This is a genomic window from Sorangium sp. So ce887 (genome assembly GCF_051521455.1).
In the GTDB taxonomy this organism is placed as follows: domain Bacteria; phylum Myxococcota_A; class Polyangia; order Polyangiales; family Polyangiaceae; genus Sorangium.
Genome location: NZ_CP150354.1, coordinates 4,160,541 through 4,182,821 on the forward strand (window position 1 = coordinate 4,160,541; position 22,281 = coordinate 4,182,821).

Annotated in this window: 14 protein-coding genes; 6 read left to right on the forward strand and 8 right to left on the reverse strand. The window is 72.3% G+C overall.

The window, feature by feature from the left end:
* Positions 1–8: 8 nt before the first annotated feature.
* Both WMF36_RS15470 and dapE read left to right on the forward strand, forming a co-directional pair.
* Positions 9–884 (forward strand): 2,3,4,5-tetrahydropyridine-2,6-dicarboxylate N-succinyltransferase, encoded by an 876-nt coding sequence (locus tag WMF36_RS15470; RefSeq protein ID WP_437580379.1) that lies wholly within the window; start codon positions 9–11, stop codon positions 882–884.
* Positions 881–1,984 carry a succinyl-diaminopimelate desuccinylase gene (dapE, locus tag WMF36_RS15475; protein ID WP_437580381.1) on the forward strand — a complete coding sequence of 368 codons (1,104 nt, stop codon included), beginning with the start codon at positions 881–883 and terminating at the stop codon, positions 1,982–1,984. The genes WMF36_RS15470 and dapE overlap by 4 nt, the downstream gene beginning before the upstream one ends.
* Positions 1,985–2,065: 81 nt before the next feature.
* Here the strand turns inward: dapE and WMF36_RS15480 are convergent, their stop codons facing one another.
* From WMF36_RS15480 to WMF36_RS15490, 3 genes are all read right to left on the reverse strand, one after another.
* Positions 2,066–2,755: a sensor histidine kinase gene (locus tag WMF36_RS15480; protein ID WP_437580382.1), complete on the reverse strand. Its 690-nt coding sequence runs from the start codon at positions 2,753–2,755 to the stop codon at positions 2,066–2,068.
* Between the two features lie 519 nt (positions 2,756–3,274).
* On the reverse strand, positions 3,275–3,718 hold the full coding sequence (locus tag WMF36_RS15485) for a response regulator (protein WP_437491218.1): 444 nt from the start codon (positions 3,716–3,718) through the stop codon (positions 3,275–3,277).
* 220 nt (positions 3,719–3,938) lie between these two features.
* Positions 3,939–4,403 carry a response regulator gene (locus tag WMF36_RS15490; protein ID WP_437580383.1) on the reverse strand — a complete coding sequence of 155 codons (465 nt, stop codon included), beginning with the start codon at positions 4,401–4,403 and terminating at the stop codon, positions 3,939–3,941.
* 111 nt (positions 4,404–4,514) lie between these two features.
* Here WMF36_RS15490 and WMF36_RS15495 point away from each other — a divergent pair, with 111 nt between their 5' ends.
* Positions 4,515–5,489, forward strand: coding sequence for a sensor histidine kinase (locus WMF36_RS15495; protein ID WP_437581916.1), 975 nt, complete (start codon positions 4,515–4,517; stop codon positions 5,487–5,489).
* Positions 5,490–5,665: 176 nt separating this feature from the next.
* Complete coding sequence (locus WMF36_RS15500; protein ID WP_437580384.1) at positions 5,666–9,784, forward strand: HEAT repeat domain-containing protein; 4,119 nt, start codon at positions 5,666–5,668, stop codon at positions 9,782–9,784.
* A gap of 241 nt (positions 9,785–10,025) precedes the next feature.
* Here WMF36_RS15500 and WMF36_RS15505 read toward each other — a convergent pair whose 3' ends face one another.
* Together WMF36_RS15505 and WMF36_RS15510 are read right to left on the reverse strand one after the other, a co-directional pair.
* Positions 10,026–12,071 (reverse strand): DsbA family protein, encoded by a 2,046-nt coding sequence (locus WMF36_RS15505; protein WP_437580385.1) that lies wholly within the window; start codon positions 12,069–12,071, stop codon positions 10,026–10,028.
* Positions 12,072–12,485: 414 nt separating this feature from the next.
* The gene (locus WMF36_RS15510) at positions 12,486–12,953 is read right to left on the reverse strand and encodes a hypothetical protein (protein WP_437580386.1); all 468 of its coding nucleotides are present in this window, start codon (positions 12,951–12,953) and stop codon (positions 12,486–12,488) included.
* 315 nt (positions 12,954–13,268) lie between these two features.
* Here WMF36_RS15510 and WMF36_RS15515 point away from each other — a divergent pair, with 315 nt between their 5' ends.
* Both WMF36_RS15515 and WMF36_RS15520 read left to right on the forward strand, forming a co-directional pair.
* The gene (locus WMF36_RS15515; protein WP_437580387.1) at positions 13,269–16,064 is read left to right on the forward strand and encodes a serine/threonine-protein kinase; all 2,796 of its coding nucleotides are present in this window, start codon (positions 13,269–13,271) and stop codon (positions 16,062–16,064) included.
* Positions 16,065–16,130: 66 nt separating this feature from the next.
* Positions 16,131–17,645: an MATE family efflux transporter gene (locus tag WMF36_RS15520; RefSeq protein WP_437580388.1), complete on the forward strand. Its 1,515-nt coding sequence runs from the start codon at positions 16,131–16,133 to the stop codon at positions 17,643–17,645.
* A 7-nt stretch (positions 17,646–17,652) separates the two neighbouring features.
* Here WMF36_RS15520 and WMF36_RS15525 read toward each other — a convergent pair whose 3' ends face one another.
* Genes WMF36_RS15525 through WMF36_RS15535 form a run of 3 tightly spaced genes read right to left on the reverse strand, consistent with a single transcriptional unit; the run spans position 17,653 to position 22,191 of the window.
* A complete protein-coding gene (locus WMF36_RS15525) occupies positions 17,653–19,725 on the reverse strand; it encodes a bifunctional aldolase/short-chain dehydrogenase (protein ID WP_437580389.1) in 2,073 nt (690 codons plus the stop codon).
* A gap of 46 nt (positions 19,726–19,771) precedes the next feature.
* The gene (gene ahcY / locus WMF36_RS15530) at positions 19,772–21,088 is read right to left on the reverse strand and encodes an adenosylhomocysteinase (RefSeq protein WP_437580390.1); all 1,317 of its coding nucleotides are present in this window, start codon (positions 21,086–21,088) and stop codon (positions 19,772–19,774) included.
* Positions 21,085–22,191 carry an ArsR/SmtB family transcription factor gene (locus WMF36_RS15535; protein WP_437581917.1) on the reverse strand — a complete coding sequence of 369 codons (1,107 nt, stop codon included), beginning with the start codon at positions 22,189–22,191 and terminating at the stop codon, positions 21,085–21,087. The genes ahcY and WMF36_RS15535 overlap by 4 nt, the downstream gene beginning before the upstream one ends.
* Positions 22,192–22,281 lie beyond the last annotated feature (90 nt).

The window sequence follows — 22,281 nt, forward strand, 5'->3', positions numbered from 1 at the left end:
GCGGCGCCATGGCCACCGAAGAATCCATGAAGTCCCTTGTCGAGGCGGCGTTCCGCGACCGCGAGCTCCTGCGCTCGCCCGCGCACGAGGCCGCGGTCCTCCGCACGATCGAGTGCCTCGATCAAGGCCTGCTCCGCGTCGCGGAGCCCGACAAGACCCCGCAGGCGGGCGGCGAGGCCGCGGCGCCAGGCGGCGAGGGCGCGGCGCACCGGTGGGTGACGCACGCGTGGATCAAGGAGGCGATCCTGCTCTACTTCGCGCTCCGCAGCATGACCGTGATGGAGGTCGGCCCCTTCGAGTTCCACGACAAGATCCCGCTCAAGCGAGGGCTCGACAAGGCGGGCGTCCGCGTCGTCCCGCCGGGGACGGTGCGCTACGGCGCGTTCCTCGAGCAGGGCGCGATCGTCATGCCCGGCTACGTGAACATCGGCGCGTGGGTCGGCTCGGGATCGATGGTCGACACGTGGGCGACGGTCGGGAGCTGCGCGCAGATCGGTCGGGGGGTGCACCTCGCCGGGGGCGTCGGCATCGGCGGGGTGCTCGAGCCGCCGGGGGCGCGGCCGGTGATCATCGAGGACGGCGTCTTCGTGGGCTCGCGCGTGATCGTGGTGGAGGGCGTCGTCGTCGAGGAGGAGGCGGTGCTCGGCGCTGGCGTGGTGCTCACCGCGTCGACGGCGATCCTCGACGTCACGGGGCCCGAGGTCGTCGAGCACCGCGGCCGGGTGCCGGCGCGCAGCGTGGTCATCCCGGGCACGCGGCCGAAGCGCTTCCCCGCGGGGGAGTTCGCGATCCCCTGCGCGCTCATCATCGGCAAGCGGAGCGAGGCGACCGACCGCAAGGTGTCGCTCAACGCGGCGCTGCGCGACTTCGCGGTGCCGGTGTGAGCGCGCGGCCCGACCAGGACGCGGCGGCCGGGGCCGCGCTCGCGGACACGCTGCTCTGGCTGTGCTCCGTCCCGTCGCCCACGGGGGAGGAGCAGGAGCTGTGCTGCGCGGTGGCGGAGCGGCTCGGGCGAGCGCAGCTCGCCGCGCCGGTGCGCCGTCACGGCGATTCGCTCGTCGTGCAGGTGACGCAGGGCACGGGCGGCCCGAAGATCGCGCTGGCCGGGCACCTCGACGTGGTGCGCACCTCGCACGACGGGCCGCCGCGGATCGAGGGGGATCGCCTCTACGGCCCCGGCGCGAGCGACATGAAGTCGGGCCTCGCGCTGATGCTCGATCTCGCCGAGGGCGAGCGGAGGGACGTCGCGGGGGTCGATCTGACGCTCGTGTTCTACGCCCGGGAGGAAGGCCCGTACCTCGAGAACGAGCTCGCGCTGGTCATCGAGCGCGAGCCGGGCCTCCGCGCGCTCGATCTCGCGGTGTGCCTCGAGCCGAGCGACAACAAGCTGAGCCTCGGCGCGAGCGGCTCGCTCCACGCGGGGCTGACGTTCCGCGGGCGGACGGCGCACAGCGCGCGACCGTGGCAGGGGGAGAACGCCATCTACAAGGCGGGCCCGCTCCTGGTCGAGCTCGCCGCCCTCGCGCCGCGCGAGGTCGAGATCGACGGGTTCGTCTACCGGGCCGTGACGACGGCGACGATGGCGCAGGGCGGGCGCGGGCGGAACGTCGTGCCCGACGAGTTCACGATCAACCTGAACCACCGCTTCCCGCCCGGGACCTCGATCCAGGAGGCGCAGCGGACCATCGAGGCGCTCGTGGGCGGCCGCGCCGAGATCGACTGGCGCGACCTCAGCCCCTCGGCGCCGCCGCACGCGTCGCACCCGCTCGTCGTGGCGCTGCGCGAGGCCGGCGTCGCCGCGGTCGAGCCGAAGCAGGCGTGGACCGACGTGGCCCGCTTCGCAGAGCTCGGCGTGCCCGCGGTGAACTTCGGTCCCGGCGAGAACGCCCAGGCGCACCAGCGCAACGAGTGGGCGTCGCTGCAAAAGCTGTCGGAAGGTCGCGCGATCCTCCGCCGCTGGCTCTCGGCGCTCGGACCGGCCTGACCGCACGCGCGCCCGCTGCGCGCGCCCCGCTCCAGCGGCGCGCGGCGGTGCGCACCCCTCCCGCGGCGCACGGGCTGTCCGTCAGGACGTTGCGCGCACCGAGAGCCCGACGGCGGGGATGGTGAAGAAGAACGTGCTGCCCTGGCCCGGCGAGCTCTCGACCCAGATCGTGCCGCCGTGGGCCTCCACGATGCCCTTGGTGACGAACGCCGCGAGCCCCATCCCCTGTCCCAGCGGCCGGCGAGGGGGCGCGTGGCGGGCGAACAGCAGCGGCTGCTGATCCGGCGAGATGCCGGGGCCGGTGTCGGAGATCGAGAATCGCGCGTCGGTGCCCGCGGGCTCCGCGCGCACGGTGATGCGTCCGCCCTTGGGTGTGAAGCGCATCGCGTTGCCGAGCAGGGTGGCGATGACCTGAACGATGCGCTCCCGGTCGCACGCGATGGGCGGCACGTCGTGCGGCAGCTCCTTCGCGATCTCGAGCGGCTTCAGCGCGACGGTCGGCGCGACGAGCTCGATCGCCCTGTCGAGGATCGGCTCGACCTCGTGCGCGCCCTTGCCGACCTTCAGCGAGCCGCTCTCGATGCTCATGGCGTCGATCAGGTCCTGCGCGAGCTGGTTGATCTCGTCCGTCGCGCGGGTGATCGCCTCGAGCTGCCTCCGGCCCGGGCCGTCCTGGGGGATCGAGCGCATCAGCATGCGGGCGCTGACCACGATCACGCTCAGCGAGTTCCTGAGGTCGTGGGAGATGGTGGACACGGTCTCGCGGAGCATGCGCTCGGCGGCCTCCGCGCGACCTTCCAGAAGCTGGCATTGCTCCTCGATCCGCTCGCGCTCAGCCGCATCGCCCCGTGGGGCATGCCGGTCCGCGTCCGCCTTCGATCGCCTGGGCACCCTGGCGCGCAGGGTAGCCGGTCCCGCGGAGCGGGGCCCGCTCGCCGCAGTGGACGTCGAGCCCCTCTTCGGCGAGCGCAGGGGCACCGTGCTGGCGCGCCCGCGGAGCGGGCGGCCGTGCGCTGAATCCGCGCTGTCCGTCGCGGCTTTACCGGCTTTTTTTCTCGTCACCCCCGCCATCCTCGTTCCCTCTTGTCTCTCAGGCGATCAGTTAGCCAGAAAGACTGTGCTGGGGATAGTCAGGTGGTGCCTCAGTCAAGTCCTGCCAACGCGGGAGCGCACGTGCGCTGTTTCTCTCGTTGGTGTCGCGTCTCGCGTCTCGCGCGTCTCGGCGATTTCGCGAGCTCGTGTGCGCCGGACAGGTTGCGCAGGCTGGCCGGGGAGGGGATTAGCGGCGCGTCAGGTCGTTCTTTCCGGCTGCGACGACGCGCCCCGCGCGTCGCCGTCGCCGCGCGACAGGAGGCGGCGAATCTCGAGCACGAGCGTGTCCGGCAGACACGGCTTCGTGAGGAAGGCGTCGCACCCCGCGTCCTTCGCCTCGCGCGAGTGCCCCGCGAGCGTGTGACCGGTGAGCGCGACGATGGGGATCCGCTTCGTGCGAGGGTCGCTCTTGAGGTGGCGCGTCGCCTCCCAGCCGTCGATCTCCGGGAGCGACAGATCCATCAGGATGAGGTCCGGGATCAGCTCGAAGGCGCGATCGAGCGCCTCCCGCCCCGTCGCGGCCTCGGCCACGCGGAACCCGGAGAAGGACAGGTATTCCGCGAACATCTCCCGGTTGTCCTGGAAGTCGTCCACGACCAGGACGAGCGGCGAGAACGCGTTGTCGTCACACTTCACTTCCATCCCAGTGAACCTTTCCATTCCTCGGCGCGCCGCCCGATCGGCGTGAACGACTCCGGCACCGTGCGGCCGGTCTGTCACGCAGGTCATGTAGGGGGCGATCCGCTCGGGTCACGCGATGTTTGTATACCTTATTGCCGGCCCGACGCCGGGCATTTCCCCTCCCGCGCAGGGGTCGCCCTGCACTTGCCCTGAAGGAGTCTAAGGTTGTTCCTTACGTACCCTAGGTAGGCCCGTAGTGCCGGCGGACGCCGACGATCTCGTGGAGCAGACGAGCGGCGCTGTCCCAGTCGACCGGCTTCACGAGCACGCCGTCGAAGGCCGAGGCGTTGAGGGCGGCGCGGGCCTCAAGATCGCGCCGGCCTGTGCACGCGAAGATGGCGACGTGCTGGGTCGCCGGGTCGGCGCGCAACGCCTCGGCGACGACGAAGCCGTCGATGCCGGGCATCCTCAGGTCGCACAAGATCACATCCGGCACGTCCTGCGTCGCGAGGAACACGCCGCGCAGCCCACCCGCCGCCCGCTCTACCAGGAAGCCGTGCGCGGCGAGCGCCGCCTCCGCCATGACGAGGAAATCGGGATCATCGTCCACGATGAGGACCCGGCGACGTCGTTCGACCACCAGGGTGTCCTCGTCGACCTCCTCGTCGTGCTGCTCGGCGAACTCTCTGCGCTCTGCCTCGGACATGCTCCCCCGCTCGCGGCTCGGCTGACAGCGCTCCCCAGGTGCTCGGCTTCGATGCGCGGCAGCAGGGCAACGACCCCCCGCCGGCGTTCCTGGAAAGGTCCCCCTGCGTTGGTGAAGGCGAAACCTGAACCCTGGCTACACCTTGTGCCCAGGTCGCTTATCCGCAACCATCAACTGTCCAGCGTAGATGAGGTCTCGGCGCGGTTCGACCTCAGCGTCTGGCGACGGCTGTTTCGGGGCGGTCCCGACGACAGTTGGCTTGCTCGTCTGATGCTCAAGGTCCGCGTTGCTGCATATTCGGAGCAGGCGTCTATGTGGATGGATGACGAGTTCTTCGCGCGGGTGGGCCACGATCTACGGGGCGAGCTGGCGACCATGCTGGCGGGGGTCCACTATCTTCTGCGTTACCAGAAGGACCTCGGGCCAGCGCCGCGCGACATGCTGGAGCGCGTGCGCGGCGCCGGCGAGCGGCTGAAGCGGCTGCTCGACGAGTTCGACAACTCCATCTGGCTCCGCGCGGACGCGAGCCGTCCGATGTCGATCGCCCGCTGCGATGCGGGCGAGCTCGTCCGTCGGGCGGCCGTGCAGCTCGAGGGGACGGCCGCTGCGCGCGGTGTGCAGATCTCCTTCGAGGCCGAGCCCGATGGGGTCCCCACCGTGGAGGGCGATCCGGAGCTCCTCCGGGTGGCGCTCGAGTACGTGCTCGGCTTCGCCATCCTGCGATCGCGCGATCGGCCGGTGCAGGTCCGCGTCTCGAGCGCCGATGGCATGCCGGTGGTGACCTTCATCGACGAGGCGGGACCTGTCCCGCCGGAGCCGCTCGCCCGGCTGCTCGAGCCGTTCGGCGAGCGGGCGGCGATCCCCGCCGACCCGGTCGCACCGCGACGTCGAGAGCGGCTCGGCCTCGGGCTCGCGATCGCGCGCGGCATCCTCGACGCGCATGGGGGCGGGCTGACCGTGGAGCCCTCGTCCGGGCGCACGGACGGCGGCGCGCCGGCGTCGGTCGCGGACCTCTCCGCGACCGGGTTGCGCTTCACATGCTTCCTCGGCGGCGTTGGGAGGGATTCTCCCACCCAGCTTGCCTGAGACGGAAGATCGCTGCTACGCGGCGAGCGGTGAGCGGTGAGCGGTGATGACCCATGAGGCCCCTCCGAGGCCCCCAACGCGCGGATCGTGTCCGATGAAGACTTCGTCTAGGATGGACCGGGCCGCACGTCGCGAGCGTGCTCCAACCTCCACCGCACACCGATGAATGCGCCTCGATGCCGACGCTGAGCTCTCTCCTCGTGCAGCATGGGGTCACCTCGATGCGGGTGGTCGAGGAGGCTATCGCCCGCCAAGTGCTCCATGGCGGTGACCTCGCCACGAACGTGCTGGAGCTGGGCGCGGTGCGCGAGCGCGAGCTCACGGCGTTGCTTGCGGAGAGCCTCGGGCTCCCGCCCGCCGTGGGCCGGCTGCGGCCTGCGTCGCCCGACGTGCTCCGGACCATCCCGGTCGATCTCGCGGTCCAGCACCGCGTGTTCCCGCTCGACGTGCGCACGGGCCTCGACAGCGCGGCGACGGGAGCCTCGCAGCCGGAGCCGACGCTGGTCATCGCCACGGCCGAGCCCCTCGCGCCGGCCGTGGCAGAGCAGCTGAGCTTCGCGCTGGGGGTCAGCCTGCGGCAGCTCGCTGCGCCGCTGGTGCGCATCCGCCAGGCATTCGCGGAGCACTACGGGATCGCCCTCGATCGGCGCCTGTCGCGGCTCGTGAAGCAGCTCGACGCGCGCGCCGAGCCGAGCCCGGCGGAGCCGGTCGAGCCCGCCCCGGTGGCCGCCGCCGCGCTCCCGCCGGAAGCGCCTCCGCCGACGGCCTCGCCCGCCGGTGCGGATGCGGCTCCGCCCGCACGAGTCGATGCGTCATCGTCCGCACAGGTCGACGCAGCTTCGCTCGCGGGAACAAGGGCGCCGTGGCCTGCAGGAGTCGACGCGACGTCGTCTGCGGACGTCGATGCGGCGTCCGCTGAGGACGCCGACGCGACGTTCCCCGACGGCGTCGGTGCTCGTGAGCAGGTGGCTGAAGCGGAGCAGCACAGGCGATCGAGCATCGACGATGCTCCGACGGTCGAGGCGCTGACCTCGATCCATGACGAGGAGACCGTCGTCGCGGAAGTCTCGCTCAACGAGGCCGTGCCCACGCCGAGGAAGCCGCCGCTCCACGAGCTGGATGACGAACCGACCGTCGTCGCTGAGTACCCGATCGATCTGCCGTCGTTCCGCTATCTCGAGGCGAACACGCCTGGGGCAGAGGCGCTCGCTTCACGCCTCGCCGAGCTCGCGTTGCGGCGCGGCCACGCGGCTGCGGCGCCGGCCACGCGCGATCTCGCCACGGCAGATCCGGGCGAGGAGAGCGCGCCACCGGGCCACCTGGCTGCGCCGCAGGAAGAGCGCGCGATCGAGCCGGCAGAGCCGACGCCGCGCCCCGAGGAGCTCGCGCCGCGCCTCTCGGCGTTCGCGGCAACGGGGGGCGTGCACGCGGCTGCTCCCGTGGAAGCGACGGCGCCACCGGTGAAAGCGCCAGCGCCGCCCGTGAAGGCAGCGGCGGCGCCGGTGCCGGCTCCGTCCGGCGCGCGTCCTCCAGCGCCGGGCACTCACCTGCTGACCGGCTGGTTGAAGCGGGCGTCGGACGCGCACCTCGCTCAGCAAGAACCGCCGCCGCAAGCCACCGCGTCGCACCAGCGCCGGCCCGGCGACTCAGCGCCTGCGGCGCAGGCGCCTGTGGCATCTGCGCCCGTGGCGCCCGCGCCTGCGGCGCCTGCTCCGGCGGCATCCGCGCCCGTGGTCCCCGCAGCAGCGGCGCTCGCACCTGCGGCATCCGCGCCCCTGGCGCCTGCGACGCCCGCGCCCGTGGCGCGCGCGGTCTCGGCGAGCGCGCCGCCGGCGCAGGGCTCGATGCGCGAAGCGGGCCGGTCTGCGCCGACTGCGCAGCGGCGCAAGGGCCCGTTCACGCTGGCCATGGCCGAGCAGGAGCTCGCCGCGGTCGACTCGAGCGAGGCGGTGCTCGCGGTCCTCTTCGACTTCGCGCAGCAGTACTTCGAATACACGGTCCTGTTCACCGTCCACGGCGAGCGCGCTGAAGGCCGCAACGCCGCAGGCCCCGGCGCCGAGCGCGAGCGCGTCACGAAGATCACCGTGCCGTTCGAGCGTCCGACCGCCCTCGCCAGGGCGCGCGCGCTCCGTGCGCCGCTCATCAGCGCCCTCGCTGACAGCGCCCCTGACGTGGAGCTCCAGCGCGAGCTCGGCAGGAAGGGTCACGCGGCCGCGGTGGCCGTCGTCCCGACCGTGGTGCGCGGCCGCGTCGTTGCCCTCGTCTACGGTGACGACGGCGCCGCGTCGGTCGAGCTCTCCAGCATCGGCGACCTCATCGCGCTCGCCGGGCTCGCAGCAGCGGTGCTGGAGCGGCTTATCCTGCGAAAGAAGCTGAACCGGAGCGGCGGATCCCAGGAGCCCGCCGCGCCGCAGAGGGCGTCCGCGCCGCCGGCCGAGGCCGCCGCGCCGCAGAGGGCGTCCGCGCCGCCGGCCGAGGCCGCCGCGCCGCAGAGGGCGTCCGCGCCGCCGGCCGAGGCCGCCGCTCCGCTGGACGAGCACGGCGACGAGCTCGCCAAGGATGGCCCGCTCTCCCTGCGCACCCGCGCCGCGCTGCTGGAGCTGAGCAGCATGGTCCGCGTGGCGTCGCAGGGGTCGTCCGCCACCGACGCTGGATCCCCGCCGCCCGCGGCGCATGCAGACCTCGGCGCGGGCGAGGCAGCGCATGCCGACCGCGAGGATGTCGAGCCGCAAGGCCCGCGGCATCAGAGCGGCTGGTCCACGGAGGACGGCGGATCCGGGATCGACGCCGTCGCGCGGGCGTTCGGTCTCCGCGGCACCGGCGTGGAGGCCGAGCCCGTGCGGCCGGACGAAGGCGTCGCGCACGCGATGGCGTTCAGATCGACCGTCCCGCCGGCCCCGATGCCGCACGCGCCGATCCCCGGCGCCGAGCCGCAGTTCAGGCGCGGCCGCGAGGCGGGCGTGGACGTCGTATCGGGCACGGCCGTCACGGCGCCGATGATGCCAGCGATCACCGAGCCGCTCCTGCAGGCGGTCAGGGCCCCGTCTTCGCCGGTCATCACGGCGTCGTCGGCGCCGCCCGCCCTCGACGAGATCCCCGACCTGGAGATCCCCGCGGCGCCGGCCCCCTCGCGGTCCGAGGACTTCGATCTCGGCGAGCCTGAGGAGGCGCGGACGAAGCGGTACTCACGTCCGCCGTGGATGCTCGATAGCTCGATCACGCCCGGCGCCGAAGAGCACCGGGACGCCGGGCCGGCGCCATCGTCGGAAGCCGCGCGCCCCCACTGGCGCCGCCGCACGCCCGTCGCCCTCGAGGCCGCCGCAGCGTATCCGAGGCCCCCGTCCGAGCGGCGCGCCGCGGTCTCGCCCTCTCCGGCCGGCGAGCTGCGCGCGGAGTACAGCTCGCTCGTGCAGCACGTCCTCGCGGGCGGCGAGGCGGGATCGAGGGCGTTTGCCGAGCTCGTGCGCAACGGCGAGACAGCGATCTCGATCGTCGCCGCGCGTTTTCCCGGTCCGCTCCGGGTCGATCGCCAGCGCTTCCGTGAGCAGATCGCCGGCCCGGATGGCGTCGCGAGCGTCGCCGCGGCGCCCCCCGCCTCCCAGTGCGGGACGCTGCTCGAGCTCATCGTCGCGATCCGGCGCCCGGCGCTTCCCTTCATGACCGTGCGGAGCTCCTCGCCCGACCCCGAGGTGCGCTTCTGGGCCACGCACGTGCTCGGCGAGCTGCCGTATCCGGAAGCTGCCAACGCGCTGCTCCCGCGGCTCTTCGACGACAGCATCGCCGTCCGGCGGATCGCCGTCCGTTCGGCCGCCTTGTTGATCGCGGCGCCGCCCGCAGGCGGCCCGATCCTGCAAGGGCTCGATCACATCGCGCGCGACCGCGAGGAGTCGCCGGTGCGGCGGCTGACCGCCATCGAGACCATGGGCGAGATCCGCTCCGGATCCAGCGTGCCGGCGCTCGTCAGCGCGCTCTCCGATCCGCACGAGGTGATCGTCGAGGCGTCGGCCCGGGCGCTGCTCGTCATCACGCGAGAAGATCACGGCCGCGACGCGCGCAAGTGGATGTCGTGGTGGTCGAGGAACGGCGAGCGCCATCGCATCGAGTGGATCATCGACGCGCTCACGCACGAGAAGCCCGCCCTCCGCCGCGCGGCCATCGACGAGCTGAAGGGCATCACCCGGGAGTACTTCGGCTACTACGAGGATCTGCCGCGACAGGAGCGGGAGGCCGCCCAGGAGCGCTACCGCGCGTGGTGGACCTCGGAGGGGCGCTCGCGGTTCCGCACCACGGGCTGACGTAGCCGCGCCGAGCGCGACCAGCTGCCCGTAGCGGCGCGCGACCAGCTGCCCGCAGCGGCGCGCGACGCTGTTGCGCGTGGGACGGGGGCGCGGGCCCGCCCTCACAGAGGGCGGGAGCGACGAGAATGCCCACCGAGCCCGCGCAGGGCAGGGGGTGGGCGGCTCATCCGGTCACCGGGAGCCGCCCTTCGGGTGGATTGGCTGTGGCAGAGGAGAGATCAGACCGCGCAGCGGCGGTTCACTTGGGGGCGGCGGGAGCGGCGGGAGCGGCGGCAGGCTGCGCGGCGGGCGCCGGCCTCCTGGGGGCGTCCACCCTCACGGCGGCAGGCACGGTCTCGCCGGCCTCCTTCATGGCCTTGTCGATGAGCTTCTTGAACTTCGAGAACGGCTGCGCGCCGCTGAGGAAGTAGCCGTTCACGACGAAGGCGGGCGTCCCGCTGATGCCCGACTTGTCCGCCACGGAGTTCTCGGCGTCCACGAACGCCTTGTGGGTGTTCGTGTCGAGCGCCTTCTTGAACTTCGTCATGTCGAGGCCCAGCTCCTCGGCGTACTTCTCGAGCGAGGCGCGCGAGAAGGCGTCCGGCTGCCCCTGGTTCTTGAAGAGCACCTCGTGGTACGCCCAGAACCCGGCGTTGCCCTTCTGCGCGTAGGCCTCCTGCGAGGCCTCGGACGCGAGCGGCGCGTTCTTGTGCATCGGCAGCGGCCGGTGGCGCCACACGATCTTCAGCTTGTCGCCGTAGGTCTTCGAGACCTGCGAGACCGTATCCTCGACGCGCTTGCAGAACGGGCACTCGAAGTCCGAGAAGACCTGCATGACGACCTTGGCCCGCTCGCCGCCCTTCCACGGGCTGTTCGGCGCCGGCGCGGCGACTTCCTTGCGCTCGGGCGGCGGCGGCTCCTTGCCGTCCTTGATGATCTCGGCGTAGAGGTCCTTGGCGGCGACGCCCTTGGCGAGCATCCCCTCGGCCTTCTTGATCTCCTCGTCGACGATCGTCTTGAACTTGTCGATCGGCTGCGCGCCGACGAGCCGGCGGCCGTTGATGAAGAAGTGCGGGGTCCCGGACGCCTGCAGGTCGTCCGCGAGCTCCTGATCGGCGGCGATCGACGCGCCGTGCTTCTTTGTGGCGATCGCGACCTTCACCTTCTCGGCGTCGAGCCCGAGCTCCTTGGCGTAGCCGAGCAGGTCGTCGTCGCTGAGCTTCTGCTGGTTCTTCCAGAGCAGGTCGTACGTGTCCCAGAAGCCCTTCTCGCCCTTCTGCGCGCGGGCCTCCATGGCGAGCTCGGCCGCGGGCTCGGCGCGCTGGTGGAACGGGAGCGGGTTGTTCTTCCAGACGAACCGGACCTTGTCCCCGTAGGTCTTGAGGAGCTCCTCCATGGTCGGGACGACCTTGGTGCAGAAGGGGCACTGGAAGTCGGACCACTCGACGATGGTGACCAGCGCGGTGGCCGGCCCCTTCGCGGGCGAGTCGCCGACGGGCACCTTCCAGACCGTCTTGTCGTCCTCCTGCGGGCGCTCGCGGTCCTTCTGGGGCGGCGCCTTCGCCTTGTTCTCCCCGGCGAGCTTGGCGTACACCTTGTCGGGCTTCGTCCCCGCGGCGACCGCCGCCTGCGCGGCCTTGAGCTGCTCCTCGATGACGGCGGTGAACTTGTCGATCGGCTGAGCGCCGCTCAGGAACACGCCGTTGATGATCGAGGCGGGCGTGCCGGTGACGCCGGAGGACTTGCCGACCGCCATGTCGGCGTCGATCTTGGCCATGTACTCCTGCCGATCGAACGCCGCCTTGAACTTCGCCTTGTCGACGCCGGACTCGACCGCCCACTTCTCGAAGTTGTCGGGCGTGAGGCTCTTCTGGTTCTGGAAGGCGAGCTCGTGGAACTTCCAGAAGGCCTTCGAGCCGCCGAGGCGGAACACGGTCTCGGCCGCGAGCGCCGCCGGGCGCGCGTTCTTGTGGAAGGGGAGCGGGTTGTTCTTCCAGATGACGCGCAGCTTCTCGGGACCGTACTTGTCCTTGAGCTGGTTGATCGTGGTCTCGACCCGGGTGCAGAACGGACACTCGAAGTCGCTGAAGACGACCATCGTCACCGGCGCCGTCCGCGCGCCCCACACCGGGTCCTTCGACGACACCGGCACCGCCGCGTCCTCGTCGGTCCACGGCTGACCGTCCTCGACGGCCGCCGAGATCTCATGCCCGCGCGAGCCGGCGCTTCGATCGATACTCCACATCAGCCCCATCCCTGCGATGAAGCAGAGAAGAAAGCCGACGATGGCTGTTCCCTTGTTCATGATATTTCCTCTCTCAACGGTGGTGGGGCTCCGCCAGGCGGGCCCCTCCTTCAACGCGGGCGCGACACCAGGTGGCGTGCCCGCGACAAGATCGCGAATCGTGCGCTCCCAGGGCGGCGAGCCACCCTGGGCCGAAGGAGCCGCCGCCGCGCGGTGCGGCCGCAGACCCCCGGCGGAGCGCCGGGACCGCTCTGGACCCGCCACGCCGGCGTCTGCGCCCGGCCTTCGTCGCGCGGGCGCGTCGCCCTGGAGAGGGCGAGCCTGCGCGACGTGGGGCCGGACGAGCCGCCTAGTGGGCTCGGGTCAGAACGGCGAACGCTCCGGATCTCGCGGCAGGGCCGGCCACGAACCGCCAGCAGCGGGCTCCGAGAGACCACGCGGCGCGATCGAGCACGGCCTGCCGGCGAGCTCGCCTCATCGAGGCGGGTGGTAGATGCCCTGTTCCACGCCGGAGCGCGGCCCCCCGGGGACCGCGAGGAACGAGAAGAGCGCCACGGGCGTGCCCGCGGCAGGGAGGACGAGCTCCGGAACGAGCAGCGCCTGATGCGGCGGGCTGGAGAGCTCGCTCACAGGGCCGGGATGGCGCGAGCTCGGTCCGACCCTCGGCCAGAGATCGCCCCCCTCGCATCCAGGGACCGCGTCGATCCGCGCATCGGTGATCGGGAGAGTGCGGGGCGGGGCGACCGACGAAGCGCCACGGGGATCGCAGATGGGCGCAGCCCTCGTCGCGCCCGTCGCGTCGTCGACGCTCGTCAGGACGGTGCACGATGGCTCGTCCGGCGGGGCGACGATCGTCATCCGGTCGTCCTCGCAGACCGGAACGATCGCAGCGCCCGCGCGCAGCGGGAGGACCAGCGCCAACGCGAACGTCAGCAAGGTCATCAGGCGCTGGACGGCGTGTCGTGACATCCCTGCCAAGGAGTAGCCGAGGCCAGCGAGGAGAGCAATGGCCGGGACCTCGGGTGATTGCAGCGTTTTCTGGACTCCCTGGACGGATTCCGGCGCCGCTCAGGGCGGCCGCCCGGAGCGAGCGACTTGTCGACAGGGTGCGGATAACCCTGTGGATAATCTGGAGAGCCCCTGTGTCGAAACGGCGCGGCACGGCGAGAGCACCGCGAAAACACGGCCCGTTTCGGCGCGGTAGAGCGAACCACCCGAAGTTGGCCCACCTTGTCCTACATCCGGTAGGTTCGGTTCATGGCGAACTCCTCCGCGACCGTGCCTCGCCCGGTTCTTCCGCCCTCGCATGAGCCCAACAAGAGCGGCTTCGCTGCGGACGATGTTCCCCGACCGCTCGGACGCTACGTGCTCCTGCGGCGCATCGCTCGGGGGGGCATGGGCGAAGTGTTCCTCGCCTCCACGACCGGCCTCGAGGGGGCCGAGCGCGCCGTCGTCGTGAAGATCATCCGCCGCGAGCACGCGTCCGACCCGAGCTACATCGCCCGCTTTCTGGATGAGGCGCGGGTGCAGGCGCAGCTCCAGCATTCCGGCGTCGCGCAGGTCATCGAGGCGGACGTCGACCCGGCGACGGGGGAGCCGTACGCGGTGGTCGAGCACGTCGAGGGCCGGAGCCTCGGCGAGGTCCGGGCGCGCGCGGTGCAGCTCGGGCACCGCTTCGACTGGGCGGAGGCGGTCGCGATCGCGACGATGATCGCCGAGGCGCTCGCCCACGTGCACGAGCGCAGGGACCCGTCGGGCGCCGCGCTCGGCATCGTGCACCGCGATCTGTCGCCCCAGAACGTGATGCTCGGCTTCTCCGGCGACGTGAAGATCATCGACTTCGGCACCGCGCGCGGGCAGAACCGGCGCTGCCACACGGTCGCGGGCGTCGTCTTCGCGAAGCCGGGCTACGTCGCGCCGGAGGTCGCCAACGGCGACCCGGGCGACGCGCGGGTCGACCTCTACGCGCTCGGGATCATGCTCTGGGAGCTGTGCGCGGGGCGCCGCTTCCTCCAGGGCGACGCGCAGACGCACATGGCCGCGGTCGCGCGCAACCAGAACGATCCGCCGCCGATCGCTCTCTCGCTCGGGGCGACGCCGGCGCTCGACGCCGCGATCGCGCGGCTCACGGCCTTCGACAGGGAGGCCCGGTACCCGTCGAGCCGCGCCGCCGCGCGCGACCTCGCCGCGCTCCTCGGCGCGGCGGTCGCGCTGCCGGGCGGCGAGCGCGGCGTGCGCGCGCGGGCCGCGCACCTGATGCAGCGGCTCTTTCCGGGCGAGCCGGGGCGCTCGCGCGGAGAGTTCGCGACCCTCGTCACCGCCGCCAAGGCGCACCGCGCCACGGCCGTGACGCCGGTGAGCCCTCGCGCCGAGGCGATGGCCTCGGCCGAGCGCGGCGACGAGGGCATGCTGCCGGGCACGCGCTACCGGCTGCTGCGCGAGATCGGCGCCGGCGCGAGCAGCACCGTCTACGAGGCGGAGCACGTCGACCTCGGGCGCCGCGTGGCGCTCAAGGTCGTCTCCGCCGAGCACTCCGCGACGGACGTGGTCGCGAACCGCTTCCGCCGCGAGGCGCGCGTCCTCTCGCGCCTGTCCCACGAGCACCTCGTGAAGGTGCACGACTTCGGCATGGCCGCGGATGGCCGCCTGTTCTGCGGCATGGACCTGCTCGAGGGCGCGACGCTCGACGCCGTGCTTGCCCGCGGGGCCGCGATCGACTGGAGGGACGCGTTCGCGATGGCGGTCAAGGTGCTGAGCGCGCTCGAGCTCACGCACGCCGAGGGCCTCGTGCACCGGGACATCAAGCCCGAGAACCTGTTCCTGACGCGTCCGAGCGGCGCCGAGGGGGCGCCCTCCATCGCGGAGGCCGGCCTGAAGCTGCTCGATTTCGGGCTCGCGAAGTGCCTCTCGGAGGACCGCGGCGAGGTCGACGGCGTCGCGGACGCGACGGGCGCGGGCGAGGGGCCGGCGCGGGCCGCGGTCGCGATCGTGGGGACGCCCGAGTACATGGCCCCCGAGCAGGCCGCGTCGGGGCGCATCGACGGGCGCGCGGATCTCTACGCGCTCGGGTGCGTCCTCTACGAGATGCTCACGGGGCGCCTGCCGTTCGTCGAGCCGAGCCTCGTCGCGCTGCTCGACGCGAAGGTCAAGGGCAGCCCCGAGCGCCTCCGCGAGCGCGCGCCGGCCCGGCAGATCCCGCCCTTCGTCGATGAGCTGGTGATGCGCGCGCTGGCGCGCCATCCGAGCGTCCGCTTCCAGAGCGCCACCGAGATGCGTCAGGCCATCCTGAGCGCGCTGGGCACGCCCGGGCGCGCGCGCACGCGCCGCCGGGCGCTCGGGTTCGCGGCGGTGGCCGCCGTGATGGCGCTCGCGGGCGTGGTCGTCGTGGGCAAGGGGCGCGAGATCGCGGCGCGCGTTCCAGCGGCCGCTGCGCTGCTCGGCGTCGCGGGCGAAGCGGCCCCTTCGTCGGGCGAGGCGGCTCAGCCCGATGCGCCCGTCGACGCGCCGACGGCCGTCTCGGAGGCGCCGGCGGCGGGCGCGGCGCCGCAGGCCCTCGCGGTCGCCGCAGCGGTGCAGGCAGCCGGAGCGCCGGCTGCCGCGGTCACCCCCGATGCGGCCGCGCCCGGCGCAGCCGGCGCGCTCGTGCCCAGCGAGGTGGGGCAGGGGACCGGCGTCCCTTCGGCCCTCGCGGCCTCGCCCGCCGCCGTCGCGCCGCCTGCGCAGCCCGCCGTCGCGAAGGCCGACGCGGCGAAGCCGCCCGCCAGGAACCAGACCGTCCCGCGCAGGCCGGCGGTGGCGACGCGCGGATCGGCGCCGAAGGCGGACAAGCCTGCGGCGCGCGGCGCGGCGGATCGCGCCTCTCGTGAGGTCGCGAAGCGCGACTCGAAAGCGCGCGAGCGATCGTCCTCGTCCTCAGCGCGCGAGCCGTCGACGCCGACGCCTGCCCGTGGCGACGCTGACACGGCGGAGAAAGACGGCAACGGGCACGAGGATCCCACCGAGGCGAAGCGGCGCCGTCACAAGCGGCGGTCCCGGGTCGCCAAGGCCGAGTAAGCTGCGCCCCACGCGGAGCATTTCTCTCGCGCGCACGCTGCGGCGTTGTATACCGCGCAGCCTGCGATGGCTCAGATAGCCCTGTCCGCCCCGGGATCGAACGCCGTTACCTCGGGCCCACCCCATCGCGCCATCCTGCGGCTCGCGCTGCCGACCGTGGCGGCGATGCTCACCCAGAGCATCGTCAACGAGATCGACATCGTCTTCTTCGCGCACCTGCCGTGCCCCGAGTCGTCGAACGCGCACGCGGCGCTCCTGCCGTCGCTGATCGTCCTCTGGCTGTTCGGCGGCTCGCTCAGCGCGGTCTCGGTCGGTACGCAAGCGTTCACCGCGCGACGATTTGCCGAGAAGCGGCCCGAGGACGCGGGTGCGGTCCTCGCGAACGCCCTGTTCTTCGCGATCGTCGCCGGCGTCGCGTTCTCCGTGATCGGGTACCTGACGATGCCGTACATCCTCTCGGTCATCATCAAGGTGCCCGACGCGCGGCAGGCGGCGCTCGACTACCTCGGCTGGCGCCTGCTCGGGGTGACGTCGATGGCGGCGACGTTCGCCCTGAAGGCGTTCTTCGACGGCATCGGCAAGACGCACATCCACCTCGTCTCGGCGCTCGCGATGAACGCGCTGAACATCGTGCTCTGCCTCGTGCTCATCTTCGGCAACGCCTCGCTCGGCATCCCGAAGTACGGCATCGCCGGGGCGGGCATCGCGGGCTTCATCTCGACCTACGTCGGCCTCGCGATCATGGTCGTGTACGCGCTCCTGCCGCAGTACCGGCGCCTCTACCGCCCGTTCGCAACGAGCAAGCTCTCGGCCCCGCTCACCTGGTCGATCCTCAAGCTGTCGATCCCGAGCGCCGTCGCCACCGTCGCCATCATGACGGGCTTCGCCCTGTTCTACGCGATCGCCAGCAAGCTCGACCAGGTCGCGCCGGCGGGCGTGATCTCGCCGCTCTGCCCGGGCGGCAGCGCCGAGCCGGTCTACGGCGCGGCGACCACGGTGATCGTCGGGATCTTGAAGCTCACGTTCACCGCCTGCCTGGCCTTCGGCACGTCGACCGCGACCCTTGTCGCGCAGTCGCTCGGCGAGAAGGACGGCGACAAGGCCGCGCGCTTCGGCTGGGTGAGCGTCCGGCTGGGGCTCGTGATCTTCGGGGTCGTCGGCCTGCTCGAGGCGATCTTCGCCCCGCAGATCCTCGCCTTCGCCAGCAGCAGCGAGCTCGTCCAGGCCGCGGCGCTCCGGCCGCTCCAGGTGATGGGCATCTGCACGCCGCTCGTCGCGGTCGGCATGATCCTGACGCAGGCGCTCTTCGGCGCGGGCAACACCGTGTTCGTGATGGTGGTGGAGCTCATCCTGCACTTCACCTGCCTCGTCCCGCTCGCGTGGCTGCTCGGCATCACGCTCGGCTTCGGCCTGATGGGCATCTGGGGGGCCGGCGTCATCTACGTGGTCCTCCTCGCGGCGACCATGGTGTGGAAGTTCCGCTCGGGGGACTGGAAGAAGATCCGGCTCGACGCCCAGCATCCGCCCGACAAGGCCGTGCTCGGCGCGGAGGGCGGCGGTCCGGGCGTGGAGGGGCTCTGACCCGCGCTCAGCGGGGGAACGCGGCGGCGTTCCCGCCGTCGACGGTCACGACGCAGCCCGTCGTGGCCTCGGCGGTCGCGAGATAAACGAAGGCCTGCGCCACGTCGGCCGCGGTGGTCTCGCGCCGGAGCAGGTTGTCGCGGAAGTAGTCGTCGACCGAGACGTTGCGGGCGCGGGCGCGGGCCTCCAGCAGGCCGGCGCCGAACAGCGCGGTCCGGATGCGGTCGGCGTTCACGGCGTTCGCCCGGATGCCCTGGGGGCCGAGGTCGACGGCGTACTGGCGCATCAGCGCGACGAGCGCCGCCTTGGCGACGGAGTACGGGCCGAAGTCGGGCCCCTGGTTGAACGCGCTCTTCGACGCGTTGAACAGGAGCGCGCCGCCCGAGTCCTGGGCGAGCAGCACCCGCGCCGCCGCGCGGGCGACGTTCTGGTGGCCGAGCAGGTTCAGCTCGAGCGAGGCGCACAGAGCCTCGTGTCCCTCCGACGTGTGGATGGGCCCCGAGAACGCGCGGCCGGCGTTCGACACGACGACGTCGACGCCGCCGAAGTGCGCCGCGGCCTGCGCGAACGCCCGGTTCACGCTCGCCTCGCTGCGCACGTCGCAGGCGATCTTCGTGCAGCGGCCGCGGTGGCGTCCCCCGAACTCGGCGGCGGCCTTCTCGAGGGGCTCCTCGTCGCGATCGGCCAGCACCACGTGCGCTCCCGCGGCGAGGAACGCCGCCGCGGTCGCGTGGCCGATCCCCGAGGCGGCGCCCGTCACCAGCGCGATGCGCCGATCGAGCGGGCCTCTCTGCCCCGCCCCGAGCTTCAGCTTCGCCTGCTCGAGGCTCCAGTACTCCATGTCGAAGAGGTCGAGCTCCGGGACCGGCTGGTACCCGCCGAGCGCCTCGGCGGCCTCGATCACCGAGACGGTGTGATCGTAGACGTCCGCGACGATCGCCGCCTCGGCGTGCGAGCCGCCGACGCACAGCGCGCCCACCCCGGGGAAGAGCAGCACCCGCGGGAACGGATCGAGCTCGTCGCGGGCGACGCCCCGCGCGGCGCAGGAGCGGCGGAAATACTCGTGGTACTCGGCCACGTACCTCGCGATGGCCTGCTCGACGGCCGCGCGGAAGCGCGCGGTGTCGGTGACGTCGCCGCCGTCGACGATGAGCGGCCGCGCCTTGGTGCGGATGACGTGATCCGGGGTCGCGCAGCCGATCTGCGAGGCCCGCGCGATGTCGTCGCGGTCGCAGAACGCGATCAGCTGCAGGCTGGTGCGGAGCGTGCAGACCCAGGGACGACCCGAGGCGCGGGCGAGCGCGCCCCGGACGACCGGCCCGATGGCGGCCCGGAACTCCGGATCGGGCGCCGCGACCGTCGGGTGCGGGACGATCGCGCTGCGCTGGGCGATGTAGCGCTCGGCGCGCGTCACGGCGTCGATCATGCGCGCATAGCTCTCCTCGGCGGTGTCGCCCCACGTGAAGACCCCGTGCTTGTCGAGGATCATCACCGACGGGAGCGCCCCTTGCGCGAGGCGCGCCCGGACGAGCTCGGCGACGCGACGGGCGAGCGCGAAGCCCGGCATGACATACGGCACGAAGAGCGCCTGGTCCCCGTAGATCTCCCGCACGATCTCGGCCGAGCCGGGCTGATCGATGACCGAGAGCACGGCGTCCGCGTGGGTGTGATCGACGAACTTCGCGGGGAGGATCGCGTGCAGCAGCGCCTCGACCGACGGCGTGGGGCTCGATGGATCCAGCATCTGGCCGCGCAGGAGCGCGACCATCTGCTCGTCGGTCATCGCCTCGAGCTCGCACGCGCGCTGGAGCGGCGCGAGGCGGCACGCGGGGAAGCCGCGCGGCTCGATGGTCGCGAGATCCCACCCGCTGCCCTTGATGAAGAGCACGTCGACGCGATCGCCGAGCAGGTCGACGGCCGTGCTCTTGACGCTCGTGTTCCCGCCGCCGTGGAGCACGAGCGACGGATCGGCGCCGAGCAGGCGCGAGGTGTAGACGCGGAGGGCGAGATCCTCGCCGCAGGTAGCGGCGTAGGTGTCGAGGTAGCGCTGGGCTTCGTCCCTGCTGTGGCGAGGATCCATCGTTCGGCCGCCTACCCCAGCGGCGGAGGCGCCGAAAGCCCGCCGCTCAGTACCGGTAGTTCTCGGCCTTGAACGGGCCCTCGGCGGGGATGCCCAGGTACTTCGCCTGGTCCTGCGTGAGCTGCGTCAGCTCGACCCCGAGCTTCGGCAGGTGCAGCGCGGCGACCTTCTCGTCGAGCTTCTTCGGCAGCAGGTGGACGCCGACCGTGTACTTCTCCGTCCACAGGGCGATCTGCGCGAGGACCTGGTTGGAGAACGAGGTCGACATCACGAACGACGGGTGGCCCGTGGCGCACCCGAGGTTCACGAGCCGGCCGCGCGCGAGGACGATGAGCCGCTTGCCGTCCGGGAAGATGAAGTGATCGACCTGCGGCTTGATGTTCTCCTCCTTGATCTCGGGGTTCTTCTCGAGCCACGAGATCTGGATCTCCGAGTCGAAGTGGCCGATGTTGCAGAGGATCGCCTCGTCCTTCATCGCGGTCATGTGCTCGGCGCGCACGACGTCGGCGCATCCGGTCGCCGTGACGAAGATGTCGGCGACCGGGGCGACGCTCTCGAGGCGCTTCACCTCGTAGCCCTCCATCGCCGCCTGCAGCGCGCAGATCGGGTCGATCTCGGTGATGATCACGCGCGCCCCGAGGCCGCGCAGCGACTGCGCGCACCCCTTGCCGACGTCGCCGTAGCCGCACACGACGGCGACCTTGCCGGCGAACATCACGTCGGTGGCCCGCTTGATCCCGTCGCCCAGCGACTCGCGGCAGCCGTAGAGGTTGTCGAACTTGCTCTTCGTCACCGAGTCGTTGACGTTGATCGCGGGCACCTTCAGCTTGCCGGCGCGGTGCATCTCGTAGAGCCGGTGCACGCCCGTCGTCGTCTCCTCCGAGAGCCCGCGGATCGGGTCGTTGCCGGCGAAGAGCTCCGGGTGCTTCTCGTGGGCGATGATCGTGAGATCGCCGCCGTCATCGAGGATCATGTTGGGCCCCTTGCCGCCCTTGAAGGCGTAGATCTGCTGCTCGATGCACCAGTCGTACTCCTCGAGGGTCTCGCCCTTCCAGGCGAAGACCGGGATGCCGGCCGCCGCGATCGCCGCAGCGGCGTGGTCCTGCGTCGAGTAGATGTTGCAGCTCGACCAGGTGACCTCGGCGCCGAGGGCGACCAGCGTCTCGATCAGCACCGCGGTCTGGATCGTCATGTGGAGGCAGCCGGCGACGCGCGCGCCCTTGAGCGGCTGCGACGGGCCGTACTCGGCCCGGAGCGTCATCAGGCCCGGCATCTCCTTCTCGGCGATGCGGATCTCCTTGCGACCCCAGTCAGCAAGCGTGATGTCGGCGACCTTGTAGGAGAGCTTTTTCTCAGCAGTCATGGTGTCCCTTTGCCTTTTCCGGTGAATGCGCTCGAGCGCGCGCCGCGCCAGCCGACGAGCAGCTGCCAAACGAGGTGTCGATCCGGACCTTCGCCCTGCCAGGCGGACGGCAGCCGCCGGATCTCGACGCCGGAGAGCCCTGCCTCCTCGGCGAGGCGCCGGAGGTCGTCCGGCGAGAAGCCGAGCCAGATGTCCGCCTCCTGCTCTCGCAGGGTCTGATCGTGGTGCGCCTCGTAATCGAGCACGCACACCGCGCCGCCGCGGGCGTGCGCGGCGTCCTCGCCGCGGCCGGGCGCGGCCGGCCGCGCGAGCTCGACGAGGGCGCGCATCGCCTTGGCCGGCTGCGGCGCGTGGTGCAGCACGCGGGCCGCGAGGACCACGTCCGCGCCGCCGGAGAGGGCCTCGCCGGCCTCCGGCGGACCGCCACCGAGCGCGCGGGCCACGGCCTGGATCACCTCGGGCCCGTCGATCTCGCCGCACACGAGCTCGACGTTCTCGAGGCTGCGCCGCCGCAGGCGCTCGCCCGCGAGCTGCAGCTGGGCGCTCGCGCGATCGAGCCCGACGACGCGGTCGAAGACGGGGGACAGCACCTCGAGCAGCGCCCCATCGCCGGTGCCCGCGTCGACCGCCAGCCGGCGGTGGGGCAGGAGCGGCGCGAGCGCGGCGAGGTAGGCGGCGAGCTCGGACGGCGGCCCCGGGCGCAACGGGCGCCCGCCGCGCGCGAAGAACTCGCGCGTCTCGGCGTCGCGCGCCGCGAGCACCTCCTCGATGCGCGCGAGCGTCCCGTCGGCCGCGCACGCGCGCTGCCCCGCGCGCACGGCGTCGTCGACCACGGGGTCGCTCGTGGCGCGCGGGTCGAGGCGGAGCAGCGTCCACGTGCCCTGGCGGCGTGCCAGCAGGATCCCCGCCTCGCGCAGCGCGGCCGCGTGCCGCGAGATTTTCGGCTGGCCCTCACGGAGCAGCTCGGCCAGCTCGCCGACCGCCAGCTCCTCCGCTGCGGCCAGGCCGAGGAGCCGCACCCGCACCGGATCCGAAAGGAGCCGGTACAGCTCGCACCGCGCGACCGCCCCCATCGGCTCGGCCGGGACCTCCGTGACCGTCATCACGGTTCATATATATGCATCGATGCGCATGAATGCAAATTGAAAGTTCACGCGCAGGAGCGCACCTGCGGTGACGCAGACGTCCGCCAG